This window comes from Parabacteroides sp. AF39-10AC (genome assembly GCF_003635405.1).
Classification (GTDB): domain Bacteria; phylum Bacteroidota; class Bacteroidia; order Bacteroidales; family Tannerellaceae; genus Parabacteroides; species Parabacteroides distasonis.
In genome coordinates this window covers 79,692-98,760 of the sequence record NZ_QTLP01000021.1, presented here as the reverse complement: position 1 = coordinate 98,760, position 19,069 = coordinate 79,692, and the positions used below count along the sequence as shown (strand labels likewise).

Sequence of the window (19,069 nt, the reverse complement as noted above, 5' to 3'; positions counted from 1 at the left end):
ACATCTAAAGACTCCGAAAGACCGGCTCCGGACACACTAAGTGAAACACTACCCGAAATTCGTATTTTGTCGAGAAAGTAATACCAGAGCTGGCAAAAAGAAAAAATGTCCAAATAACGCCTTTTTCTCATCAATCAGCTTGCTGAAGGATTTGGTAATCTCAAACGACCGATTGGTTGCTTGGGGGATTATGCTACCCATATAAGATAATGTCTGTACAACGGGCAAGCCCAATCAATGGCAGCGACCGATTCCGTGAATTATCATGAAACCAGTCGTTGCGCTTGAACTTTGACTTATATACGAATAGGCACTTTTAGAATAAAGTCAAGTGGGGGATTAGTAGTGATAATCAGGCATGAACCGATAAATGCCACGGCTTTCCTGAATCACCATCCGTTTGTTCGTGAGGAACTTAATCAACTCTACAATCTTGTTGTGATTCAATTTCGTTCCTGCCAGTTCGTAGGCAGTGGTCAGTTCTTCTTCCAAAGCCTTATATCCCGAAATAGTCTCTTTACCGTCAAAAGCCAGTTCGAGAGCTTTGCGATGGATGGCTTCTGGAATATCCCTATAAGGGGAGAACGGTTCCTGTTTGGGACGACCTGCGCTCTTCTTTGTCGGCACATAGTCCGGCAGAAGTTCGGGAAGTGATTGGTCATTGATGCAGAAAGCGAATGGCAGGAAGTCTTTGGAACGGGTATGCACACTTTCCACTTTACTGATGTTGCTGTCGTCCTTGTCTTTCTCGATTTGGATGACAGTCTCAGCCTTGTTGTTGATTTCCGTGCCAATGTGCCCTCGTGCGTTTTCATCGCTTTTGTTCTGGTGAAGGATGGTATGAAGATGAATCTGGTGCTCGTCAGTCCACTGCATAAGTTTGGATATTACGCATGTGGCTTCACTCGGTGAATTGATGTCATAAACCAAGTCACGTATTCCGTCAATCACCACGAAACCGAGACCCTCAATCTGACTGATGGCATCGTCTATGATAGCCAAACGCTCCTTCGGATTGAATTTGCGTAGAGCGAGAAAATAGAAACGGCCGCAATCCTCATTAGCCGGCAACTCTGCCAGTTCCATGATACGATGCATCACAATCATACAATGGTTCTGACTCTGCTCTGTGTCAATGTAAAGGATGCGTTTTTTCCCGTCAGGAAAATCCGTTGTGTAGTTAAGGACTTCCTTTCCGGACAAAGCTGCTGCCACCATAGCAGACACATTGAAAGTCTTTTTGCTTTTAGCCTTGCCTATGGATGCACTGAAATTTCCCAATGTCCCGACAGGCACTCCACCTATTTTCAGAACTTCCGGCTCCTGCTCGTACTCCTTTTCCAAGCTGAGCATGGTATCTTGCCATCTTGTAGCGACCTGGGCAAGATCTTGAATGGGTGTTGGCGTTTCCATACTCACCAGTTTTTAGGGTTAGGCTTGCGACGATGTGAGGCATACATCGCTTCGTTTTCCTCATCGTATGTGAGAGGTACTGACGTTTTGCGTGATGCTTCCAGCCATTTGTCGAGCTCGTCACGATAGATATAGAGGTGCTTTCCTTGCTTGATTACCGGAATGCTGTCCTTCTTTATCTTGTAATAAAAGGTGGAGATCGGCATTTTCAGATATGCACAGGCTTCCTGTACCGTCATAGGTACGTGCAGATTCTCCTTTGGTTCACTTTGACGGTTAAGAGTGTCTCTAAGCAAATTTTCCATACTTGCGATTCGCTCGCATAGTTCGCCTACCACTTTCGGCAGGTCGTTAAAAGTTAACTCAGTTGCAGTCATATTATCAATAATTTAAATTAATATGCTGCAAACCAATAGAATGAAATCTTACAGAAATTCGTCAGCAGGAAGAATGATTACCGTCTGCACGGTTTAATTCTCAAGTATTGTTATGAAAGCGGAAATCTCCTTTGTCCGGCACGTCAATAGGGATGTCGCATGGGGCATTAACACGCAAATAGGCTTCCAGATATTCTATATCAGCGTTTCGCAATTCGTATGGGAAAGATGATTTGATAAATACCGCCCTGTCGCGGCGGGAGACTCCAAGCCGTTCTCCGATATTCCAAGCCAAATGTCTTAAAGAGGGAGAACTGAGCTTCGTTTCTTTCGTTGAATGGATTGGCTGGCAGTCTGTCACCCGATTTTCGGCAAGACACTCGATATTGTGGAATAACGTGCTGATATTCTCCTTTGACAGATATTTCGAGGTCTTTTCCACCACATATTCATGGATGGCTATCATGGTATCCCTTTTCCGTTTCACCTCTTTCAGTTGCTCTTCCACGAGAATGCTCTCATATTTTTCCAAACTGTCAGGCATTTGCTTCAGTATAACCGGTTGAGTCTCTGTTATAGAATTATTTGGGCTAACCTCTTGCGAACAATTATTTTGTACTTGCTCTTTTATGGCACAATTGTTAATACTCTTATAAAGTCCCACCATTACTTTGCGGAATACGGCAAAGGTCAAAATGAGCATTACCAAAGAAATAATAAAAATGGTGACATCAAACAGGATGTAGTGATTGAACTTTTCACCAAGATTGTATGCGGTGAGTGCCGAGAGTGAAACGATTACCACTCCAACGAGACTGCTGATGTCCGCTGTTTTCTGAACTTGTACATTATTCTCCATATAGTTGTGATTGTTTACAATTCTATGCCACAAAGTTCAGCACTAATTTCTATATAACCATAAATACTAATGGTTGTTGGACAGATATTTATAAATAATTATGGTTAGAATATGAATCATACTCAGAAATCATACTCTAACCGTATAAAAAGCGGTGTTTATGCCCGTTAGTTCTTACGAATCAGGGAGATTTTATTGCTGGCTTTTCGCTTGTTGCTATCCACTACTTTCATGTATCGTTGGGTAGTGGTGATGCTTTTGTGCGCCATGATACTTTGAATGGTTCGGATGTCAGTTCCGGCAGCCGCCTGCAAGGTGGCAAATGTTCTCCGGTACGAGTGGAACGTGATGTTTTTGGTGATACCGGCAGTTCGAATCCACTCTTTCATGGGGTATTGCGTCCAGCATCTTTTCAAACCTTTGAATACCAGCCCTGTCTTTTCCGGGGAATAGCCGATTAATTGCAAGGCTTCGTCACTAATGGGTATGATATCTTCTGTCTTTGTCTTTTGAGTGACGGTATGGACGCATTTTCCTCCGGCTGCAAAGTCAACGATTTCTTCCCATCGCAATGTGAGAATATCGCTTATTCTCAAACTTGTCAGGCAAGAGAACAACGAGGCGGTTTTCAGTACCGGTATCTTGCAAGGTGTTTCTGCCAATCTGTACAGTTCTTCTACGCTGAGATAATCTTTGACGACATCTTCCGGTTCTATTTTCATTAAGAAATCGTTTACATTGGAATGAATCAGTTTATTGCGATAGAGTATTTTGAGGAATCCTCTGAATGTGGACCAGTAGCCCACGGCTGAATTGCGTGATATGGGACGCTCCGGACGTCTCAGTTGCTTCGCATTGAGCAGATACTCTCTGAACTTGTTGCATAAGTCCACATCAATCTCCTCGAATGAGCATTTACCGCCCACGAAATTGCAGAAGTGCAGATAGACGAACTCCCATTTCTGGTCGTGCTTGCGGAGTGTCTTCTTATAATAGGCAAGGAAATCTCCTTTCATCTTGCTCTTGTCAAAGAAATCATACCGCTCATTGACGATGGATTCAAAACGTCGGCATCGGATAGCTTCCGCCTTTTCCGACATGATGGCATTGAAGTTCTGTTCCCGTTGATTCTTAGGGTCGGCATAGATGTAGATGCCCAAAGATTCATGACGGATTACCTTCATACTCTCTTTGTCGCGATAACCGGGATAATAATCCAGATAGAACGACAACATGTTTTTCTTTAGAGGTCTTGTCCTCAATGTTACAGTTTTACATTCGTGCATAATGATAAATATTATATTTGGTGAATAATCTGTTGCAAATCAATACAATGAAACAACGCTGATGACTGCCATTACTGAAAATGATTCTTGTCTGTGCAGAATAATTCTCAGATGCCGGATTTTTCAGCCATAACCTTGTCAAAATCCTCTTTCAGCAGGAACATCGACTTGCCGTGGTGCATCTTCCGTATGCTGTTGTACCTCGCATAATTGTAGACATCATCCCTGCGAATGCCGTATTTTTCCATCGCTTCGGCTACGCTGTAATACCTTTCCCGTTGGTCGAAGCCACCGTTTTTGATGATGTCGATATGGTCTTTTGAATACTGGACTTTGCCATAAACGACACGGGACGGGATTTTATGGCGATGCACAAACGAACATCGGGCATCTTTGCTCATGCCGTAGATTTCTTCCATTTGCTCTGCACCAATCCATTCCTTGATATTGTCAGCCGCTTGGTACTTGGCAAAGAATCGGTCAACTGACAGTTGCTCGTAATAGTTGAACCCACCATGACTGATTTTAGGAATGTCGTTTTCACGGCACAGCTTGCAAATGGTTTTCCTGTTCATCTGATAGGTCGTTGCAATTTGTTCGGATGAGTAATAGCCTTCAGGGATTACAAAAGTTTCTTTCGGCCGGTCGCATTCCTTTTCCCGTTTCTTGGGCGTATATGTTCCATCACGATGCTCAATATAGACTTTTTCAAACTCCGAACGGAGCACCATTGTCCGGCTTCCTTGCTTGAACCGCTTGATGTCGTACTTGTTGACATAGTAGCTGATATTAATCTTGGTAAGTCCGTATTTCTCGGTGATTTCATCGTAGGTATAGTAGTCGGGATTCAGCTTCTCCTGCTTTTCCTTAATCGCGTCTATATGGGCACGGGAATAATACACCTCGTGGTGGCGGTTGATTCGGGGGATATTGTGTCGCATGGCAAAGGTGACAACGGCATTACGGCTCATACCGTATTTGTCCATAACCTGCTCCGGAGTATAGTAACTCGCTGGATTGATTTCCTCGGCAAGGTCCGCGAAGTATTTGTCTATAAGACTGCGGTTGTAAAATACCCGATTGCCCTCTTCAATCTTCGGAATGTTATACAGCTTGCATCTGCGGTAGAGGGTTTTCTTTTGGATTTGGTACTTCTCCAATACCTCATTCGTGGTGTAATAGAGTGCAGTCTGCTTCCTTCCATAATTACGTTTCTTGTAATCAGGAGCATTATCGAACATCTTTTCAATGTCCGACTTGCGGATAATGGTACGCCCACGAAGTTGTAAAGCCCGGATGATTCCGACAGCCATGTGGCGATAGATTGTCGCACGACTGATACCTAAAAGGGTAGCGGCTTCGGCAGGGGAGAGATACAACTTGCTTCCCACGATGCCGACTTCCTGCATGGGCTGCTCATTTTGCCGTTCCTCGTAAGCCTGCAATCGTTGCTTCCGCTTCTTCTCTTTGTACGCTTTTTCATTGCACGATTTGCTGCAATAGCGTGTTACCATTGTGTGTGCTATAAATGGTTTGCCGCACCACTGGCATTTTCTCTGTACTTCCATATATTTGCTTTTTGCACATATATGCCTTGGTCTCGGCATACAATCAACACGAGGTTGTTGTCTGCACTCGACTTTCGGCAATATTCGTCGCCTTTAATTTCGTCGATTCTGTCTCAACGCGTCTCACAATTTCTCACAGCGTCTCACACTGTGTCTTCTATAGCGGTTTGGCACATTCTCATTGCGTCTCACATCGTGCCTAAGATGTCGCTATGATGAGTGCGAAGTGTCCGCTTATTTGTTCGGCGGTAGAATTATGGTACAAAATGATGCTGGAAATCCGCAACCAGTCCGATTTGACTGAAAACAGCATAAAAAGAAAAGCCACTGGTTCTCAGCGGCTTTCTTCTAATTGGCTATGGTTGTTTATGGCTGCTTACAAGCCATCATTTCCCGATGCAAAAATGCTGAAATATATTCCCCAACACCTGATCCGTCGTAACCTCTCCTACGATATCCGATAAATGGAATATACACTCCCGTAAATCTTGCGAGATGAAATCCCCGGAAAGGCTGGAGTTCAAACCTTCTTGTACCCTATGTATAGCTTCCAGCGCATGCGTAAGCGCCTCGAAGTGGCGGGCATTCGTTACGATGATGTCGCTTTGGTGGAGGGTGGGGATGGAAGATACTTCCGTGAGGAGTTGTTGTAGCTCTGCGATATGCAGCTTGCCTTTGGCGGAAATAGCGATTTGATGCCAGCCTTCGGTGGGGAAAGAGAAGGTTGGGAGAGAGGATGTGGGTAATACATCGCATTTGTTCATCGCTAAGATAACAGACTTATTCGTTAATCTCGGAGCTATTTCTTGATAGAAAGCCTCGAAATCCTTGAGGTCACGGGTTAAGTCGTACATGAGGATGACGATTTGCGCTTGGTCTAGAGCCTTGAAACTACGTTCAATACCAAGAGCTTCGATCGTATCGCTTGTTTCACGGATACCGGCGGTGTCGATGAAACGGAAGAGCTGGCCGTTGATATTGATCGTATCCTCGATAACGTCACGGGTCGTTCCGTGGATGTCGCTGACGATCGCTTTATCCTCGTTCAACAAGGCGTTTAGTAAAGTAGATTTGCCGGCGTTCGTCTCACCGATGATGGCGACGGGAATACCGTTTTTGATAGCGTTACCTACGCTGAAAGATTGGGCGAGTTTGGAGATGACCTGTTCGATATGATCCGCAAGCGTGCGAAGCTCGCTACGATCAGCGAACTCTAATTCCTCATGGTCACTGAAATCCAGTTCCAGCTCCATGAGAGAGGTGAAATGGAGCAGCTGGTTCCGAAGTTCGGCAAGTTCCTTGCTGAAACCACCTCGCATCTGGCTTAGAGCCAAACGATGTTGGCCAGCCGAAGTGGAGGCGATTAAATCCGCAACGGCCTCCGCTTGGCTAAGGTCCATCTTGCCATTCATGAAAGCACGTTGCGTATATTCACCCGGTTGCGCTATACGGCATCCGCTGGAGATAAGGGATTGCAGGATTTGTTGTTGGATATACGTCGAGCCGTGGCAGGTGATTTCCACCGTATCTTCCCCCGTGAAAGAATGGGGGGCACGGAAAACAGCGGCGATCACCTCATCTATGGTTTCGTCATTGTTACCGACGATGGAACCATACGTTAAGGTATAAGCCTTTTGGGTAGATAAACTCTTACCTGCCTTCTTCGGCCGGAATATCCGATCACAAATCTTGAAAGCATCCGGCCCGGAGACACGGATCACTGCGATTCCTCCTACTCCCGGAGCTGTAGATATAGCGCAAATTGTACTCATTCCGTCTATTAAACCGTTATTAATTCATACGCTTGAGAACCCAGTCCGATTTCCTCCGCATAACGTAGGCCGGCTTGCCAGTTCGTATCCGGATGAATCAAATGGAATTTATCCTCTCCCTCAAGGTGTTCGTGAGGATGAGTCTCGGCTAATTTATTACCTCCAATGATAGGAGCGTTGATAACCATATCGGCGCAAGCCTTATCCAAGGCCACCGGATCGAAAGATGCGGCGATCCCCAAATCAGGGATGATGGCGGCATCGTTATGATTCCAGCAATCGCATTCCGGAGATACGTTCATGATAAAACTAACATGGAAATGAGGCTTGTCTGCTAATACGGCTTTCGTGTACTCGTCGATCTTGTAATTCAATCGCTCGGAAGTATCACCTTCGCCCATTACGGCACCGTCGTACTGGCAAAGAGCCACACATTGCCCGCAACCTACACAACGCTCGTAATCAATTTCGGCCTTTCGGTTGTTATTCAAATGGATGGCATCGTGAGCGCAGTGCTTTACACAGATGTTACAGCCTTTACAAGCCTCCGTATCGATACGGGGTTGTGAGGCACAATGTAATTCCAGTTTACCGCCTACGCTGGCGCATCCCATCCCGAGGTTTTTCAGCGCACCGCCGAAACCGGCTTGCTCGTGACCTTTGAAATGGTTCATGGAAATGATGATATCGGCGTCGGCGATAGCGGCACCTATTTTCGGGGCCTTGCAATATTGCCCGTCGATCTCGATTTCCCGGTAGTCCGTACCTTTCACGCCATCAGCGATGATAACGTTGCAACCGGCGGACATGGGATTGAACCCATTTTCCATGGCGCTTTGAAGATGATCGACAGCGTTGGAGCGGCGGCCCGAGTATAAGGTGTTACAATCGGTAAGGAACGGTTTCGCGCCTAATTCACGTAACAGGCTTACCAAGCGAGCGGCGTAATTAGGACGAATGTATGCCAAATTCCCCGGTTCGCCAAAGTGGATCTTAATGGCTACAAATTGATTTTTGAAGTCGATATTGGCGATACCGGCACGTTTTACCAGACGTTCCATCTTATCCAGCAGGTTGCTGCTGGGGGTCGTGCGTAAATTAGTAAAGTAGACTTTGGATGTATTCATCTTTTTATTGGTTTAGTGTTGACAAAGGTACGAAAAACACGGAACATTTTTTATATTCGCGTAAAACAGATTTGTATATGGACTTGCTTCAGCGGAATCATCAGCTATTGTTGAAAGGAATAAATTGTACATTCCTGCGTTATTTGCATGCACGGATAGAGTGGGAGGATCGGTTAATCGGCATCTTCGGCTCTCGAGGGGTTGGTAAGACTACCTTGTTGTTACAGCATATTAAGTTGAAATTTGAAGATTCACGGGAAGCCCTGTATGTGAATCTGGATGATTTCTGGTTTGAGACACATTCATTGACCGATGCGGTTAAGGAGTTCCTGCAAGCTGGGGGGCATTATTTGTTTTTGGATGAGATCCATTTCTATTCGGGCTGGATGGAAGAGGTCTCAGCTTTATTGGATGCCAACCCCGCCTTAAAGATTGTTTTCGCTACCACTTCTTTGTACTCGCAGACAGAGGTGCGGAACGGGTTAAGGCATGAGGCTGCTTTTTATACCATGCATCCGATGTCGTTCCGTGAATTCCTTTCTTACGAAAGCATTCTGGATAAAGATCCCATTCCGTTGGAGGATATCTTAGCGAACCATCATGATTTGGTGAAGGAGATCAATGCGGAGATGAATATTGTGCCGATTTACCGGAACTATCTGGAACATGGATGTTATCCTTTTTATTGGCAAGACCCGGATATGTATTATTTCCGTCTGCAAGAATTAGTGAGAAAAGAGATTTGCCGGGATTTGCCTTCGGTGGTTTCTATTTCGATGAGTAATCTGGAACGAGCTCAAAAATATTTTATGATGGTGGCTGAGTCGGCTCCTTTACGTCCGAAATCGATTGATGTAACCCGTAAGACAAATATGCTTCGTCAGCAAAGCGATAGCCTGTTGCGTTTCTTTCATGATGTGAGGCTTATTTATTACTCGGCAGACCAACTGGGAACCACTCCGGCCAAGCAGAAAGTCTTTATGGGGGATACCAACTTGCTGATCTCTTTTTTCGGAGATAAGGAGAATCGGCAATTGATGTGTGAAACCTATTTCTTAAGCCAGATGCGTTCCGTGGCGAACGTGGAATTCATGGAGAACGGAGATTTCTTGATTGGCGGTAAATATATCTTCGCCGTAGGTGATCCCTTAAGGGGATATGATCGTCTCCGCTTCGTACCCGACGCTTATGCGGCTATCTACGGGTTACCGAAAAGCGTGTTTAACCGTATGCCGGCATGGATATTAGGATTTAGTTATTGAGAATTTAAAAATAGGATTGCTATGTTAGAATGCATGAAGAATAGAAGAAGTATCCGTAAATATACGGATCAGGATATCCCGGAGTCTTTGCTGAATGAATTATTGGAAGTGGCTACTCGTGCCTCGAATACAGGAAATATGCAATTGTATAGTGTCGTGGTTACCCGCGACCCTGCGAACAAGGAGAAACTGGCTCCGGCTCATTTTAACCAACCAATGATTACGGGAGCCCCGGTGGTACTTACTTTTTGTGCGGATGCGAACCGTTTCGTGAAATGGGCGGAGTGCAGGAAAGCGGAGGCCGGATTCGATAATTTACAAACGTTTATCGCTTCGACGATAGATGCGATGTTGTTCGCCCAGAGTTTCTGCAATGCCGCTGAGGAAAAAGGCTTAGGCATTTGCTATCTGGGTACGACGGCTTATAATGCGGACCAGATCATTGAGGCGCTTTCTCTTCCCCGTCTGGTTGTCCCGATCGTTACGGTTACGGTGGGTTATCCGGCAGAGCCTATACCCCCTCAAGTAGAACGTTTACCATTGGCGGCTGTGGTACAAAACGAGACTTATACGGACTTTACTCCGGCTTCCATCGATGCCTTGTATAGTGAGAAAGAGGCATTAGAGGTGAATAAGCAGTTTGTAAGGGAGAATAATAAGGAAACACTGGCGCAGGTCTTTACGGACGTACGCTATACGAAGAAAAATAGTGAACATTTCTCCGAGGTGCTCTTGAAGGTATTGAAACAACAAGGATTCATGAAGTAAGCCCTAATACTTCTACCTTATAGTTCATAAAGAGTCCACTCTCGAGTACGCCCGTAATCGACTTGAGAGTGGATTCTGTATTTTCAGGGATATAGTCCATCCATACGTCTAGGATCATATTGCCATTCTCGGTAATGATCGGTCCATCCTTACCTTGCCCCATACGAAGTTTTATCTCACCGGGATTCAATCGCTGGAGTCTGTCCTCTACATAGGTGAGAGCTTCCGGGAAAATCTCTATCGGGATCGGGAATTTAGCTCCCAGCCTCTCCACTTTCTTGGAAGGATCGACCAGTATATAGGTCTGCGGACTGGAGCTGATTAATAGCTTTTCCTTGAACATGGCGCCTCCACGCCCTTTGATCAAGTTAAAGTGGGAATCTACTTCATCAGCCCCATCGAAGGTCCAGTCCGGCTTGTGGGAAAACAGGCTGGTAACCGGAATGCCTAGCTGGGCGCAAGTCATCCGGATTTCTAATGAAGTGGGGATCGCCAAGATGGAAAGACGTTCCGTCCGGATACGTTCCGCTATGCGAATTAACGCTAGATAGGAGGTAGAACCGGAGCCAACACCTATGACTTGTCCGTTTTCGACTTTAGATGCGATAAGGTCCGCTATCTTTATTTTATCTTCCTTATGGGAGATCTGATTCCCCCATTCCAACGTATCGATTAGTGAATGATCCCACTTCATAGTCTTGATATTATTATATACGGTCTAATACAGTTTCAATCAGTTCCTCCAAAGAACCTTTATAATCCGTATTCATATGATTATCCACACGTCCGGCGATAATACAACATACGGTCATTGCCCGGTGTCCCATGAGAGCGGCCAGACCAGCTAAAGAGGAGCTCTCCATCTCGAAGTTCGTAATCTTTCGCCCGTTATAATCGAAAGCTTCTATTTTCCGGTTCAATTCTGGATCGGTCAAGGGCAATCGGAGCTCACGTCCTTGCGGCCCATAGAAGCCATTGGCCGCGATAGTCGTTCCCCGGATAATATCATTACGGGTGATTTGCTCGATCAACGATGGATCTGCCGATACGACATAAGGCCATATGCCGCTAAGCCGCCAATCAAGCTGTTTTATTAATTCAGATTCCAAGTCTGCGTCACGAACGGAATTACTATTTGCGTAGAAATAAATGACTCCATCGAATCCGATCGATTTCTCCGCAGCTACATAAGTCCCAATCGGGACAAATGGCTGTAACCCTCCGGAAGTCCCGATACGAACTAGGGAAAGTTGCTTGAATTCCGGCTTGATCGTACGGGTTGAGAAGTCAATATTAGCGAGAGCGTCCAACTCATTTAATACGATATCAATATTATCTGTACCGATGCCATGGGATACAACCGTGATACGTTTTCCCTTGTATTGGCCCGTGATGGTATGAAACTCCCGGCTGGAAACCTCACATTCCTGAGACTCAAAATAGGAAGCGACGGTTGTAACCCGTGCGGGATCACCAACAAGTACCACACGATCCGCGAGTTGTTCTGGTTTTAAATGCAGGTGGAAAACACTACCATCTGAATGGATCGCTAATTCTGAAGCGGGGATTGTTCTCATATTCGATCAGCTAATTAAGTTTACTTTTAATCATAAAAGGGCAAGGTGCGACCCTGCCCTTGGAGATAGTTCCATGTATATAACTATTTTAGTCCTTTAATGGTTTTGATGGAGTACCGGTCGGTTTAGCTATCGCTTCACGCATAGAAGTGTCCGCCTCGATGTTCTTCATCTTGTAATAGTCCATTACGCCTAGGTTTCCTGTGCGGAAAGCGTCTGCCATTGCCTTGGGAACTTCCGCTTCTGCCTCGATCACCTTGGCACGGGCTTCTTGTGCTTTCGCCTTCATCTCTTGCTCGAGGGCGACAGCCATCGCACGGCGTTCCTCGGCTTTCGCCTGAGCGATATTCTTATCCGCTTGAGCTTGATCCATTTGCAAGAAAGCGCCGATGTTCTTACCTATATCGATATCGGCGATATCGATGGAAAGGATTTCGAAAGCTGTTCCGGCGTCAAGCCCTTTGCGAAGCACTAATTTCGAGATGGAATCCGGATTTTCCAATACGGTCTTATGGCTTTCGGATGAACCAATGGAAGATACGATACCTTCACCTACACGGGCTAAGATCGTCTCTTCTCCGGCACCACCCACTAATTGCTTGATATTCGCACGAACGGTGACACGTGCCTTGGCGATTAACTGGATTCCGTCTTTCGCTACCGCTGTTACCGGAGGGGTATCGATCACTTTCGGATTTACCGACATTTGTACAGCCTCGAATACGTCACGTCCGGCCAAGTCGATAGCGGTAGCCATCTGGAAAGGAAGGTCGATATTCGCTTTCGACGCGGAAACCAGCGCATGCACTACTTTCTCGACATGTCCACCCGCTAAATAGTGCGCTTCCAGCTCGTCGCGTGTAAGCGTCTTTATTCCTGCCTTATGCGCTTCGATCATCGCACGAGTGATGATGTAGGGAGGAACCTTTCGGATACGCATCAAGAATAACTGGATCAAGGAGATATTGACTCCTGATACTTTGGCCGAGATCCATAACAGGAACGGCACATAATAGAAAAAGATTGCCAGCAGAAGTACTGCGGCCCCCAATAGGATAAGTGGCAAAAAGGTTATTTCCATATATAAAAAATTAAGCGTGAATATTTGTTTCTTCTTTAGGACGGACAATTACGTTGTAACTGTCTACCCTGATCACTACGATCGGCGTGTTCTCATCGATTAATTCGTCTTGAGATTTCGCTTCCACGTTAATACCTTTAATCCGGGCCTTGCCGATAGGGGCTAAGCGTGAGAGCGTGATCCCCTCGTCTCCGGGTTCTATTCCGAGATCCCTGCTGGATGTCAGCTTGGAATCGATATCTGTCTTTAAAGCGATCTTGTTAAAAGACCGGGAACGCAATAACCAAGCGAAGATTATTCCGAATGTAATGATTGATAAGGATAAAGTCAGATGCCCTACCCATATACCTACCGTATAAGCGAAAACGACTCCGCCGATAGCGAAAATAGCCCCGCCTATACCCGCGAGTGTTATTCCCGGAAGAAGGAATATCTCTGCCAGTATCAGTAGGATGGCCGCTACCATGAGGAAGACGATGATGGCTATGTCCAGTAGCATAGTTCTTCTTATTTATGGTTGTTTCTTAGGTATACGATCTCTGCGTTACGTGCCTTTTTCTCCCATTCGTCCGGTTGGCCGAGCAGGTTGTTTAACTTTTCTTCCGCATCAAGAATCGTAGGCTTCAGTTGTTCTCGCTTCGCCTTGTTCCCTTTGATGTAGCTGGCTCGTAAGCTCTCTAGTTTCTCATTTAACTCCTTGATCTGTTTATGGATGGAAACTACTTTCTCGTAGTAGTTCTTCGCTTCCGGACTTTGGATATCGTCCAAGGTGTAATAAACGATATCATCATGGATCGGGAACGTGAAATCTTTCTTTATTTCTATACGTCCATAAGGAATCTCGGTATGGGCTAAATGAATAAGCTCTTCGTAATTCGATCCGGGTTTCCATGAATCCTTGATCGAGGCAATAGAGGCCCGGGCACGTTTTAGTTCGACATCCTCGCTATCTACTCGCTCGCGGTTGTCATTCGGGATGAATAAGTATACGCAGACTTTTCCTTCCGGTTGATAACGATCGGAAACGAACCATCCCAATTGCTTGGCTTCGTCGATCACCATCATATAATCGTTAAACGGGGAGTTATAGGGCATGCCCAATTGCTCCGGTGTAAGATAAGTATCGGAATTGATGTTGTAACGAGTGACGAATAAATCATATCCGCCCAGAGAGCCGTTCCCTTTGGATGCGTAATAAATCGTTACGCCATCGGATAGCACGAATGGATACCCATCGTCGGCGTCACTATTGATATTCATCGGTAACTGTTTCTCGTCTCCCCATTGATCCATGAGCTTGGATTGGGTAAAAAGACAATTGTGGTTACCGTCTGTCGAGTGGGCGTAATAAATCTTATCCCCCTTCTGGTTCATGTATACCGATGAGTTGCCCGGATCGTTAGTCTGGAAGAAATCTTGGTAAGTGGTCAACGTACCGCTTTCCTCGCTTAAGGTATAGGCTGATAAGAAATCATCTTTATCAACGACCAAGCTATCGATAATCTGGACATTCTCTACCTTATCAAGCATACGGCTTGCTTTGTTCGCCAAGTCCATACGGATCTGGTAAGGCTCCACATCTTGTTTCTTTTTTGTTAGGAGGGTGATGTATTCGTCGAACATCTCCTCGGCTTCGTCAAAACGATAGGTCTGGTAGTATACTTCTCCAAGGTATCGATAAGCGTCTTGTACCCTACGCTTTACGGCGACCTTAAGATGTTTCTCCGCTCCTGCTAAATCTCCGGTCTCGAAACAGCAAACACCATACCATTGATTATAAGAGGCATTGCTTGGCGCTTGTTTCACTAGTTTCTCGAACACAGGTTTGGCTTCTGCGTATTTCCCGTCGTTATATAATTTTTTTGCCTGATCAAGACTTTGCGCATGTAGTTGCATTCCTCCGCATAGGAGTGTAACTCCTAGCGTATAAAGCAGCTTTTTGGATAACCGTTTCATTTTGTCTATTCTAGATTATATAGTTATGCAGTTTCAAAGATAAGAATATTTTTGTAGAGGCATACAAATCGAAAAGATAAATGTATAATTTTGCGCCCGTAAAGAAAAGATATGGCAAAATTGACAGCGGACGAACGTTTGTTTCGTAAGATAGAGGATAAGGTAAAGAAGGCGATTTTCGACTATGGCTTGATCAATGATGGCGACCGGATCTTGGTCGGGTTGTCCGGAGGAAAAGATTCCTTGGCCTTGGTGGATTTACTGGGGCGCAGGTCGAAAATCTATTGTCCTCGGTTTGAGGTCGTGGTAGCGCATATCGTGATGACGAATATCCCTTATTGTTCGGATCGGGAATATCTTAGAAGTTGTGCGGAGGAGCATGATTTGCCTTTCATTGTCCATGAGACAAGTTTCGATCCTTCTACGGACACTCGCAAATCCCCCTGCTTTTTATGCTCTTGGACTCGCCGGAAAGCTTTGTTTGAGATCGCTAAGGCGCATAAATGCAATAAGATTGCGCTAGGGCATCATCAAGATGATATCCTAGAGACACTGGTGATGAACCTGACCCACCAAGGGGCTTTCGGAACAATGCCTCCCCGGTTGAAAATGGATAAGTTTGATATGGAGATTATCCGTCCGATGTGTCTGGTGGAAGAGAGGGAGTTGATTCAGGTCGCCGCATGGAAAGGGTACCGGAAACAATTGAAGAACTGTCCTTATGAGTCGGGTTCCAGTCGTTCGGATATGAAAGAGCTGCTGAAAAGTCTGGAAGCGATCAATCCGGAGGCCCGTTACAGCCTTTGGGGGAGCATGACGAATATACAAGAAGATTATTTACCTCGAAAAATAAGATAATATGCAAAGTGTTTATACGATTTTATTATTGATCGTGTCTAATATTTTTATGACATGCGCTTGGTATGGTCATTTGAAGATGAAGCAACAATTCAGTTGGTTTGAGCATCTTCCTTTGTTTGGCGTAATCCTGTTTAGTTGGTTTCTCGCTTTTTTTGAGTATTGTTTCCAAGTACCGGCGAATCGCATCGGTTTCCGGGATAACGGGGGGCCGTTCAACTTGATTCAATTGAAAGTGATCCAAGAGGTGATTACGTTGGTGGTATTCGTGGCCTTCAGTACCATCGCTTTTAAGGGGGAGTCGTTTAAATGGAACCATGCGCTTGCTTTCGTATTCTTGGTAGCGGCGGTTTATCTGGTTTTCAAGAAATAAAGTCGTTGCGTTTGGCTTTGATAATCAGCGGAAAACCTTGATGCCTATTGTAAGATGCTTACAATGCCTATTCAAGCATGTTTATAATGCCCATTGTAAGCTCCTTATAATGGGCATTGTTAAAACGCTATATGATCTGTTGGCTCAGATGTGCAAATATAGCTTCGGTCTCATCCGGATGGAACCATGTTATTTCTGGGTCCCGTTTAAACCAAGTCATTTGCTTCCGGGCGTAGACCCGGGAGTTTCGTTTGATTTTCTCCACGGCGAGGTCTAATGTCCATTCTCCGCTGAAGTAATTGAATAATTCTTTATAACCTACCGTGTTCAAGGAATTCAAATGACGGAAGGGATAAGCCCGGCGAGCCTCTTCCAATAATCCTTCGCTCATCATTTGATCTACACGTTGGTTGATGCGGTCGCATAATTCGTCACGATCTCTATTAAGCCCTACTTTGATGATCCGGAACGGACGCTCTTTCTTAATGTTCGTGCGGAAGGAGGAGTAAGGCTTGCCTGTCATCCGGCAAATCTCTACGGCATGGATCACTCGTTTGTAATTATTCCGGTCCACTTCCTCATAATGGACAGGGTCTGCTTCTTTTAATTCAGCGAGGATAGGGGCTAGTCCCTCGGTTTCAAATTGCATGTATAGGGCATCCCGGATCTCCGGTGTAACCGTCGGGATATCGTCAATACCTTTACATACGGCGTCGATGTACATCATAGAGCCTCCGGTCATTACGACGGTCGGGATCGTTTTATGTAATTCGGATAGGAGGGAGACCACATCTTCCTCGAAGTTGCTGGCGCTGTAATAATCGGTAAGCGAGAGAGTGCCTACCATATAATGCTTGACACGTGCCATTTGTTCCGGTGTAGGGGCAGCCGTGCCGATCGGAAGGTCTTTATAGAGCTGACGGGAGTCGGAAGAGATAATCGGAGAGCCGAAACGTTCCGCCACTTGGAGGCTTAACTCGGTCTTTCCGACTCCTGTCGGCCCAAGTAATATAACGAGGGAATTCATCAAAAGCGCTCGTCGTCGTAAGGATTATCCATCGGACCTTCGCCTAAACCGTCGAAGCCGCTTTTGTCTAATTCGTCCATATCGTATTCGGAGTCACCGTAAAAATCTTCTCCTACGTCCGTGCTACCGTTCTTAGCCTCGAACTCATCGAAAGAAACTATTTGGGCGGGAGGCGTACCTACCGATTTGCTGCAAATAGGAGCATCCAAGTCTTTTCCCGGAACGATCTCACGAAGTTCCATGAAGAAGGCACGTTCGGTCATATAATCGAAAACGAAAAGTAGTTTTTGGTGCTCGTCTTCCAACAATTCTTCCAGTTGAGTATCGGCCATGACATAGCTGTCTTCCTCGGAAGAGGTATCCATCTCCACTAATGTGATCTCTGTCTTTTTACTCCAGTCATCGTCACATATGAAGAAAGAGGTCATTTGATCCTTTGTATAACCTACAGAGTCGAGGATGGCGTTTTGCAAATCCAAGAAAGTAGACTCGGAATCAATCTTGATCTCGCGCTTGAAGTCATCTGCTTCATCTGATAGGATTAGAAATCTAAATAGCATAGTTGTTTAGTTTTATTATCGCCTCAAAAGTAGTAAAAATATGGATATACCCAATATACGTCGCTATAAATAATGAAAGAGGGTGCGCATCTGATCCCTGTATCTGAGGCGACCGTCGTAGCTTCGTCTTCAACCTTCGTCAAAGAGACGGAACCTGCGGCTGAGATATTAGCGGCAGTTGTCACCTTGAATAGGTAATTGTAATATGGGTAAATAATAAAAATCACAGTATCAGATATCAATCTTTTGTCTTTCGCCCGAAATGACATATCTTTATGGCACCGCTCGCTATTGGGCCGTAACTTAAAACCTATCAACTATGGATAAAAAAAAGGAGGATCAACGCATAAAAGAATTAAAAGACCGATACATACGTTTCGATTGGGCGATCAAGAGACTGCTCCGGCAAAAAGCCAACTTCGGTGTGCTGGAGGGTTTTCTCACGGTTTTTTCTTGGAGAGAAGATTACCATCGTGGAGCTGCTGGAGAGCGAGGGTAATCAACTGTCATGAGGATGACAAGTTCAACAGGGTGTACGCCAAGGCGCTTAACGACAAGGGCGAGATCATCATCGTGAAAATACAAAATATTCGCAAGCTATATTATCTCGAACAGGTACTCTATGGCGTGGCGAAAACCATAACCGAGTACATATCACTGGGCGAGGACTACCTTTATCACGGGCAGAATCATTTCATCGGCGTACATACCAAGGATCAATTGGTAGTCAACACGAAAGAGAGGAATGCGATTGTTTCCCGGCTACCTTCCGAGATTTTCCCCGAATACATACTTATACGGGTCAACGAGTTCGATAAGGTAGCCGTCACTCCCTTAGAGGAATGGATGAACTACCTTAAGGACAGAACGATCCGTCCCGGCACCATGGCTCCGGGATTAGGCGAAGCTCGAGAAAAATTAAAATACTACTCCATGACTCCTGAGGACAGACACGCTTATGACGAACACTTGAATGCGGTCATGATACAAAATGACGTGTTGGATTCGGCGAAGCTTGAGGGACGTATGGAAGGACATATGGAAGGACATATGGAAGGACTGGCGGAAGGCGAGGCGAAAGGTAAGGCAGAAGCGAATCTAGAAAACGCCAAGAAGATGAAAGCTATGGGGATCGATCTTGAAATGATCCGGCAGATCACGGGAATTACCCTATAAATAACCTTTTGGCGACATAAATAGCGAAT

The 19,069-nt window shown here is 45.4% G+C and carries 19 protein-coding genes and 1 pseudogene; 6 read left to right on the top strand and 14 right to left on the bottom strand.

All coding sequences use genetic code 11. The annotated features are described in order from the left end of the window. Positions 1–339: 339 nt before the first annotated feature. The 7 genes from DW033_RS17645 to DW033_RS17610 all read right to left on the bottom strand — a co-directional run bounded on the left by DW033_RS17645 (position 340) and on the right by DW033_RS17610 (position 8,402). The gene (locus DW033_RS17645) at positions 340–1,413 is read right to left on the bottom strand and encodes an AAA family ATPase (protein ID WP_048694584.1); all 1,074 of its coding nucleotides are present in this window, start codon (positions 1,411–1,413) and stop codon (positions 340–342) included. Positions 1,414–1,415: 2 nt separating this feature from the next. After that, entirely contained in the window at positions 1,416–1,790 is a 375-nt protein-coding gene (locus DW033_RS17640; protein ID WP_048694588.1) for a helix-turn-helix domain-containing protein, read from the bottom strand. A 100-nt stretch (positions 1,791–1,890) separates the two neighbouring features. Then, the gene (locus tag DW033_RS17635; protein WP_122382991.1) at positions 1,891–2,649 is read right to left on the bottom strand and encodes a hypothetical protein; all 759 of its coding nucleotides are present in this window, start codon (positions 2,647–2,649) and stop codon (positions 1,891–1,893) included. A gap of 167 nt (positions 2,650–2,816) precedes the next feature. Continuing rightward, complete coding sequence (locus DW033_RS17630; RefSeq protein WP_122382990.1) at positions 2,817–3,935, bottom strand: site-specific integrase; 1,119 nt, start codon at positions 3,933–3,935, stop codon at positions 2,817–2,819. Positions 3,936–4,042: 107 nt separating this feature from the next. Then, entirely contained in the window at positions 4,043–5,503 is a 1,461-nt protein-coding gene (locus DW033_RS17625; RefSeq protein ID WP_048694598.1) for a helix-turn-helix domain-containing protein, read from the bottom strand. A gap of 386 nt (positions 5,504–5,889) precedes the next feature. Further along, entirely contained in the window at positions 5,890–7,275 is a 1,386-nt protein-coding gene (gene mnmE / locus DW033_RS17615; RefSeq protein ID WP_057326341.1) for a tRNA uridine-5-carboxymethylaminomethyl(34) synthesis GTPase MnmE, read from the bottom strand. Between the two features lie 8 nt (positions 7,276–7,283). After that, positions 7,284–8,402 carry a DUF362 domain-containing protein gene (locus DW033_RS17610; RefSeq protein ID WP_008773563.1) on the bottom strand — a complete coding sequence of 373 codons (1,119 nt, stop codon included), beginning with the start codon at positions 8,400–8,402 and terminating at the stop codon, positions 7,284–7,286. Positions 8,403–8,479: 77 nt separating this feature from the next. On the opposite strand from DW033_RS17610, the gene DW033_RS17605 reads away from it, so the two are divergent. Together DW033_RS17605 and DW033_RS17600 are read left to right on the top strand one after the other, a co-directional pair. Beyond that, positions 8,480–9,664, top strand: coding sequence for an AAA family ATPase (locus DW033_RS17605; RefSeq protein ID WP_036617201.1), 1,185 nt, complete (start codon positions 8,480–8,482; stop codon positions 9,662–9,664). 21 nt (positions 9,665–9,685) lie between these two features. Next, positions 9,686–10,432, top strand: a complete 747-nt coding sequence (locus tag DW033_RS17600; protein ID WP_057327238.1) for a nitroreductase family protein — start codon at positions 9,686–9,688, stop codon at positions 10,430–10,432. Here DW033_RS17600 and rpiA read toward each other — a convergent pair. From rpiA to DW033_RS17575, 5 genes are all read right to left on the bottom strand, one after another. Next, entirely contained in the window at positions 10,422–11,126 is a 705-nt protein-coding gene (gene rpiA, locus DW033_RS17595) for a ribose 5-phosphate isomerase A (protein WP_005864338.1), read from the bottom strand. The two genes, DW033_RS17600 and rpiA, sit on opposite strands and share 11 nt — an antisense overlap. Before the next feature lie 13 nt (positions 11,127–11,139). Next, positions 11,140–12,009: a nucleoside phosphorylase gene (locus DW033_RS17590; RefSeq protein WP_057327239.1), complete on the bottom strand. Its 870-nt coding sequence runs from the start codon at positions 12,007–12,009 to the stop codon at positions 11,140–11,142. 88 nt (positions 12,010–12,097) lie between these two features. After that, positions 12,098–13,090, bottom strand: a complete 993-nt coding sequence (floA, locus tag DW033_RS17585; RefSeq protein WP_005854361.1) for a flotillin-like protein FloA — start codon at positions 13,088–13,090, stop codon at positions 12,098–12,100. 10 nt (positions 13,091–13,100) lie between these two features. Next, entirely contained in the window at positions 13,101–13,589 is a 489-nt protein-coding gene (locus DW033_RS17580) for an NfeD family protein (protein WP_009275728.1), read from the bottom strand. Positions 13,590–13,597: 8 nt separating this feature from the next. Next, positions 13,598–15,046 (bottom strand): tetratricopeptide repeat protein, encoded by a 1,449-nt coding sequence (locus DW033_RS17575; RefSeq protein WP_057327240.1) that lies wholly within the window; start codon positions 15,044–15,046, stop codon positions 13,598–13,600. A 111-nt stretch (positions 15,047–15,157) separates the two neighbouring features. On the opposite strand from DW033_RS17575, the gene DW033_RS17570 reads away from it, so the two are divergent. After that, the gene (locus tag DW033_RS17570; protein ID WP_121962638.1) at positions 15,158–15,904 is read left to right on the top strand and encodes a tRNA 2-thiocytidine biosynthesis TtcA family protein; all 747 of its coding nucleotides are present in this window, start codon (positions 15,158–15,160) and stop codon (positions 15,902–15,904) included. A 1-nt stretch (position 15,905) separates the two neighbouring features. Next, positions 15,906–16,277, top strand: coding sequence for a DMT family protein (locus tag DW033_RS17565; RefSeq protein WP_005854365.1), 372 nt, complete (start codon positions 15,906–15,908; stop codon positions 16,275–16,277). Between the two features lie 127 nt (positions 16,278–16,404). Here DW033_RS17565 and miaA read toward each other — a convergent pair whose 3' ends face one another. Beyond that, a complete protein-coding gene (miaA, locus tag DW033_RS17560; protein WP_122382989.1) occupies positions 16,405–17,304 on the bottom strand; it encodes a tRNA (adenosine(37)-N6)-dimethylallyltransferase MiaA in 900 nt (299 codons plus the stop codon). Then, positions 17,304–17,864: a hypothetical protein gene (locus DW033_RS17555; protein WP_005854369.1), complete on the bottom strand. Its 561-nt coding sequence runs from the start codon at positions 17,862–17,864 to the stop codon at positions 17,304–17,306. The genes miaA and DW033_RS17555 overlap by 1 nt, the downstream gene beginning before the upstream one ends. A 72-nt stretch (positions 17,865–17,936) precedes the next feature. On the opposite strand from DW033_RS17555, the gene DW033_RS25225 reads away from it, so the two are divergent. Together DW033_RS25225 and DW033_RS17545 are read left to right on the top strand one after the other, a co-directional pair. Next, positions 17,937–18,062: a hypothetical protein gene (locus DW033_RS25225; RefSeq protein ID WP_255419887.1), complete on the top strand. Its 126-nt coding sequence runs from the start codon at positions 17,937–17,939 to the stop codon at positions 18,060–18,062. A 121-nt stretch (positions 18,063–18,183) separates the two neighbouring features. Continuing rightward, positions 18,184–19,040: pseudogene (locus DW033_RS17545) on the top strand (PD-(D/E)XK nuclease family transposase). Positions 19,041–19,069: the final 29 nt, after the last annotated feature.